We start from the raw sequence: 6,070 nt of genomic DNA, 5'->3' as shown, positions 1-6,070 counted from the left end.
ATTTCATTAAAGATTTATTTTTAGGAACTCCATAACCAAAGGTAAGGCTATCACCAATAAATATAAAGTTATTAGTACTCAATACAGTCACCTCAATTAAAATAATTTATTAAAACAAGTTCTACAAATTAAAGTTTTTCCACCATTTCCTTTAATTATATTTTCTTCTTTAATTTTTTTCTTACAAAACTCGCACAGTAAATCGCTACTGCTATCTTCTTTTTTGCTAGACTTATTATTAAGCAATTTAGTAGCTGGATTTTTCTTTAAGCTAGAATATATTTTTTTATCACTTGGCTCTGTTTTTTCTTCTACTGAATATGAAATCTTATATTTACTTTCTGCAAAGAATTCTAATTCAAATCTAGGATTTTCTTTATCATAAAATTCTTCTGTAATTATTCTTGTTATTTGGGCATCATTAACTATAAGACCACTTTTTTCAATACCATCAAAAATACTTTTAGTTATATTAGCAGTATCTGGATGCCTCTTTTCGCTCTTATAATAAACTTTTAATATAGCTATAAGAGACTCTTCTAACACAACACCTGGATTTTGTAATCTTGAATAGTAAGCTATTTTTTCTTCATAGATTGCATATCTATCATGGGATTTTCCTGTGTTGCTAGGAAGTATAGCTCTGCCATCTTTATTATGAAGCTTGAAGTTAGATTTTGTTATTGGGGATCCTGGTACTACTATCTTAGCGTATGTATTCATTTAAAACTCCTTTTATATCTAAAGATATCCTTAAAAATCCATTAATTCTAATAAAAAATAATGAATAATTTTTTTATTCATTATATAATAGTCAATGAAACTAAAGAGATATATAATAAGCTATAAGCTTAATTTTAATATACAATAATTAGATAGCTTACACAACATTAGTAAGTAAATAGAAAGAATAAATTAAGAGGTAAAAATAATGGAAAGTAAATTAATTTTATCAATAGAATCAAGCTGTGATGAAACATCAGCGGCTATTGTAAAAGACGGGAGAGAAGTTTTATCAAATATAATAGCATCACAAATAGAAACTCATAAAAAGTATGGGGGAGTAGTTCCAGAGGTAGCTTCAAGAATGCATATTGAAGTTATTAATGGAGTAGTTACTGAAGCCTTAGAAGAAGCGAATGTTAAATTAGAGGATATAGATGCCATTGGAGTTACATATGGACCAGGACTAGTAGGAGCATTATTAGTAGGATTACAATATGCAAAGGGCTTATCATATTCATTGAAGAAGCCCTTAGTTGGAGTAAATCACATAGAAGGACATATTTGTGCAAATTACATAGAACATAAGGATTTAAAACCACCTTTTGTATCATTAGTAGTGTCAGGGGGCCATACATTTATAGTTCATGTTAAAGACTATGGTGAATATGAAGTAATAGGTCAAACAAGAGATGATGCAGCAGGAGAAGCTTATGATAAGGTTGCAAGGGCACTAGGACTTGGTTATCCAGGTGGACCGAAAATAGATAAGCTTGCAAAAGAAGGAAATGAAAATGCTATTGATTTTCCAAAAGCAAATTTTCATGATGATACATTAGATTTTTCATTTAGCGGAGTTAAATCTGCAGTGTTAAATTATTTAAATAAATGCAAAATGCAAAATGTTGAAATAAACAAAGCAGATGTAGCTGCGTCATTCCAAAAAGCAGTTATAGATGTTCTAAAGCAAAATGTGCTAAAAACATGTAAACAAAAGAATGTAGATAAAATAGCCATTGCAGGAGGGGTTGCATCAAACTCTGCATTAAGAGATACGTTAATAAAGGCTGCTGCTAAGGAAGGTATAGAAGTACTATTCCCATCACAAATATTATGTACAGATAATGCAGCGATGATAGGAAGTGCAGCTTACTTCAATTTCTTAAGAGGATTAGAAGCACCTTTAAATATTAATGCAAAACCAAACTTAAAGTTATAATCTACGGAGGGGGGGAAGGTATAATTGAAACTTTTACCACATTCTAATGGACTTTATAAAGTAAATATGAAAAAAGAATTGGATCCAAAAGAAAAGGCAAAAAAGATTATTACTGTAATATTAGTAATATTAGTAGTTGGTTTTATATATCAAAGAATAAGCAACTTCATTACAAAAGAAACATTAAAAGAACGTGTGGATTATGTAAGAGTAGAAGATAAAAGATTAGACTATAGGATAGAGGGGGAAGGTAAATATACTATAGTTTTTGATGGGAATATTGGTACAAATTTAAATCAGTGGAGTGGAATTGCAGATAAACTTTTATCAGATTATGGGGATGTATCAATATTTACATACAACAGAAGAGGATACGGATTTAGTGATAGCGGATCAATAAGAACACCTAAGGAGCAAGCTGAAGATTTGAGAACTCTTCTAAGAAAAGCTGCAATACCTTCACCATATATACTTGTTGGAGAAGAGTATGGAAGCCTTGTACTAACAGAGTTTGCAAAAGCTTATCCAGATTTAGTTGCAGGGGTAGTTTTAGTCAATCCTTTAGTTGAAGATGAAATTAATTCTGATAAATATCAAAAAAGTTTAATATTTGAGAAGATTAGAAGAAATATTGAAAGCATTGGTTCTGAAATAGGTCTTACAACATTACTAGATAAAGTTAACTTAGCTTGCAATACTGATGAATTTGAAAAAAAGCTTGATTATATGGATTTAGAAGAGTTTAAAATTCATAGAACAAAATCTAGCTATAATAAAGCTGTTAATAATGAATTGAAAAATATAACATCAGGTAATAACTCTAGTCAAGAAGAAGGTATTTTTTCTAAAAAGCCATATTATTTAATAGCTAAACCTGGACAAGAAGTATTATCTAATTTAGGGGATGAAGCATTAACAAAAGTATATAGTGTTGATTATGAAGAGAATATAGTATCTATGTATCAACCAGATACAGTAATAACTGGAATAAGACAAGTTATAAAACAGGCAAATGAGATAGATAGATTAGAGAAAAAAAATCATTCAAATTAAATTTGTTAGACATATGTCATATAATTGTCACAAAGAAGGGTTATATTAATAATTGTAAAAGGAATTATTAATATTTAAGGAGGCTTTTCAAATGAATGAAGATAATATATATGATGTAGAAAAATATGAAGAAGTAAATAGTGATAATGAATCACTAACAAATGAAGAAAAGAAGAATGAAGAGCAAAGCTTTGAAAAAGAATCTTATATTCATCCAATAAATGATATTTCAAATAAGCCAAATAAAAAAAGGGAAAAGGGTATATTTAAAATTATAGCCTCAATATTGATAGCAGGATTATTAGGCGGAGCAATAGGTGGAGGAAGTACTTATTATATAATGAGAAATTATGTTAATGACTCTAATTATAAGGTGATAACTCCAAATCCACAAACCTTTAGTAGCAATGCAGAAGCATTAACAGCAAGTGAAGCTTTTGAAAAAGTTTCTCCAGCAGTAGTTATTGTATCTGTTACTGGAGTAATAGATTATAGTGGAATAATACCTAAAGAAACAGAAGGAATTGGATCAGGATTTATTATAAATGAAGAGGGATATATCTTAACTAATTATCATGTTATTAAAGGAGCTAAAGAGGTTGTAGTAACATTATCAGATGAAAGAGATGTTAAGGCAAAAGTAATAAATTATGATGAAAATCAAGATGTAGCTATGCTGAAAATTAGTGATGATAATATCAAGGTTCCAGGAGTTGTTGAACTTGGTGATTCAGATGCATTGAAGCCTGGAGAACAAGTTATAGCAATTGGTACACCTTTATCTAAAGAATTTAATCATACAGTTACTGCAGGAATAGTAAGTGCTGTAAATAGAACAGTGGAAACAAGCTCAGGAACACAATTAAATTTAATACAAACAGATGCAGCTATAAATCCTGGGAATAGTGGTGGACCTTTAGTTAATACTAAGGGTGAAGTAGTTGGAATTAATAATATGAAGATAGCTTCAGACGAAGTAGAAGGAATAGGATTCTCAATCCCAATAGATTCCATTAAAGATAGAATTGAAGCCTTATCTAAGCCTATATTAAACTTAGGTATATCCATAAGAGAAATTAATTCTGAGCTTAGTAAGCAATATAATATGGATGAGGGCTTGTATATAGTTCAAGTAACAGAATTTTCTCCAGCAGAAAAAGCGGGATTACAAGGCGGAGACTTAATAGTAAAATTTGATGGCCAAAGAATTAAAACCTTTGATGAATTAAAAGCTATTAGGGATACTAAGCAAGAAGGAGATACAGTTACTGTTGAAGTAATAAGAAATGGAGAAAATAAAAGCTTTAACGTTCAATTAGAAGCAAAGAGTTAATATAAAAAGACTAGTGACTATTAAACTGTACATTGAAAAATACAGTTTATATAGAAGCTAGTCTTTTTTTATAAAAATATTACTTATAAATCACATTTTAGTATTATGCGAATAAACTATACTATAAACAAGAAAACTTATAATTAAAACTTAGGAGGCAAAGTTATGAGCGGAAGAATAGCATCATGTGAATTAAAGACAGGATGTAACGAACAAATTGAAGCTATAGTTAAATTACCAGAAGAAAAAAGATCAGTTATATTTGGAACAGTATTAGACTGCAATAGAATGCCTGTAGTAGATGCAGTAGTAAAATTATTACAAGTAGTGGATGGATATAGATATCCATATCCTTTGACTCACACTTTCACAGATTGTCATGGACAATTCTTATTAGGACCATTATGTCCAAATACAAAATATATGTTAAAAATCTATAAAGATAATATTGTAATAAAATATACAGAATTAGAAACTTCCTCATATAACGGAAAGTGTATAGGAAAACCAGATAATTGTGATAATAAACCTGGAGATCATGGCCAAGGTTGCTGCAATTGTTAATTTTAAGAAATAAATAACAAAAAGGTCCCTTAAATATTAAGGGGCTTTTTTGTTGTTTAAAATTTTGATAAAATTATCTTATTTAAATTAGGAGAGTTAGAAGTGGAAAAGATAGTTGTATATGTAGTTGGAATTTTCTTTGCCTTAGGTATTATTGATTATATTATAGGAGGAAAATTAAATTTAAGTAAGGGAATAGAAAGTGGAATTAAGAGCATGGGCTCATTAGCTTTATCCATGATAGGAATACTTTCAATAACTCCTATAATTTCAGATGCTCTTATTAAATATGTAATTCCATTATTTAATAAGAGTTTTATTACTCCAAGTATACTTTCATCATCTATTATTGCTGTAGATATGGGAGGGTATAAAATTGCAGAGGCTATTGCTAGTAATAAAATAGAAGTTTACTTTTCAGGTATATTAATATCTTCTATGTTAGGATGTACTATAAGTTTTACATTACCCTTGGCGTTAGGAATAATAAATAAAAAAAATATAGATATATTATGTAAGGGAATACTTTGTGGCATAGTAACCTTACCTATAGGATTATTTTTAGGTGGAGTTCTTTTAAAAATGCCATTAGTAGTTATTATTAAAAATATTTTCCCAATAATTTTAATATCATTTTTAATTATTATAGGATTAAATAAGATTCCTGATAAAATGATAAAATACTTTAAAGGTCTTGCAAAAATTATATTTATAATAGGAATAATAGGATTAGGGCTTCAAGGAATAAAATCAATTACAGGTATAGAAATAGTTAATAATTTATTACAATTAGAAGAAGCTATAACTATTGTAGGGAAAATAGCAATATTTCTATCTGGTGCCAATGTTATGATTGAAGTAATAAAAAGGATTTTTAAAAATTCAATTGAAAAGTTAGGTGAGTTGATGTCTATAAATTCACATTCAGTTACAGCCTTAATAGGAAGTTTAGCTTCAGCAGTTATAGTATTTACTGAATTTGATAAGTTAGATAATAGGGGAAAAGTTATATGCTCAGCTTTTTCTGTAGCAGGAGCCTATGTATTTGGTGGACAACTTGCTTATGTTGTTACAGAGGCAAAGGAAATATCCTATATTTATATAATTGTAAAACTTATTTCAGGTTTATTAGCAGTATTATTAGCTTTAAAAATAACAAAAAAGGAACTGTCTTAAGC

Annotated in this window: 6 protein-coding genes; 5 read left to right on the top strand and 1 reads right to left on the bottom strand. The window is 28.9% G+C overall.

Annotated elements, in window-relative coordinates; all coding sequences use genetic code 11:
* Positions 1-96: 96 nt before the first annotated feature.
* Entirely contained in the window at positions 97-723 is a 627-nt protein-coding gene (locus HUJ77_RS06720) for a RusA family crossover junction endodeoxyribonuclease (RefSeq protein WP_291707807.1), read from the bottom strand.
* Between the two features lie 208 nt (positions 724-931).
* On the opposite strand from HUJ77_RS06720, the gene tsaD reads away from it, so the two are divergent.
* The 5 genes from tsaD to eutH all read left to right on the top strand — a co-directional run bounded on the left by tsaD (position 932) and on the right by eutH (position 6,068).
* On the top strand, positions 932-1,942 hold the full coding sequence (gene tsaD, locus HUJ77_RS06715; protein WP_291707806.1) for a tRNA (adenosine(37)-N6)-threonylcarbamoyltransferase complex transferase subunit TsaD: 1,011 nt from the start codon (positions 932-934) through the stop codon (positions 1,940-1,942).
* A gap of 24 nt (positions 1,943-1,966) precedes the next feature.
* Entirely contained in the window at positions 1,967-2,995 is a 1,029-nt protein-coding gene (locus HUJ77_RS06710; protein WP_291707805.1) for an alpha/beta hydrolase, read from the top strand.
* Positions 2,996-3,086: 91 nt separating this feature from the next.
* The gene (locus HUJ77_RS06705; RefSeq protein ID WP_291707804.1) at positions 3,087-4,328 is read left to right on the top strand and encodes a trypsin-like peptidase domain-containing protein; all 1,242 of its coding nucleotides are present in this window, start codon (positions 3,087-3,089) and stop codon (positions 4,326-4,328) included.
* Positions 4,329-4,493: 165 nt separating this feature from the next.
* Entirely contained in the window at positions 4,494-4,892 is a 399-nt protein-coding gene (locus HUJ77_RS06700) for a carboxypeptidase regulatory-like domain-containing protein (RefSeq protein WP_291707803.1), read from the top strand.
* Positions 4,893-4,994: 102 nt separating this feature from the next.
* Positions 4,995-6,068 (top strand): ethanolamine utilization protein EutH, encoded by a 1,074-nt coding sequence (gene eutH / locus HUJ77_RS06695; RefSeq protein ID WP_291707802.1) that lies wholly within the window; start codon positions 4,995-4,997, stop codon positions 6,066-6,068.
* The last annotated feature ends 2 nt before the right edge of the window (positions 6,069-6,070 follow it).

The organism is Clostridium sp. (genome assembly GCF_021443865.1).
Classification (GTDB): Bacteria; Bacillota; Clostridia; order Clostridiales; family Clostridiaceae; genus Clostridium.
Note: the sequence above shows the minus strand (reverse complement) of the source record. Positions and strands in the feature narration are given on the sequence as shown.

Bases quoted from the DNA above. Each gene is read 5' to 3' on its own strand.
- HUJ77_RS06720 (WP_291707807.1), bottom strand. From the start codon at position 723: ATGAATACATACGCTAAGATAGTAGTACCAGGATCCCCAATAACAAAA.
- tsaD (WP_291707806.1), top strand. From the start codon at position 932: ATGGAAAGTAAATTAATTTTATCAATAGAATCAAGCTGTGATGAAACA.
- HUJ77_RS06705 (WP_291707804.1), top strand. From the start codon at position 3,087: ATGAATGAAGATAATATATATGATGTAGAAAAATATGAAGAAGTAAAT.
- HUJ77_RS06700 (WP_291707803.1), top strand. From the start codon at position 4,494: ATGAGCGGAAGAATAGCATCATGTGAATTAAAGACAGGATGTAACGAA.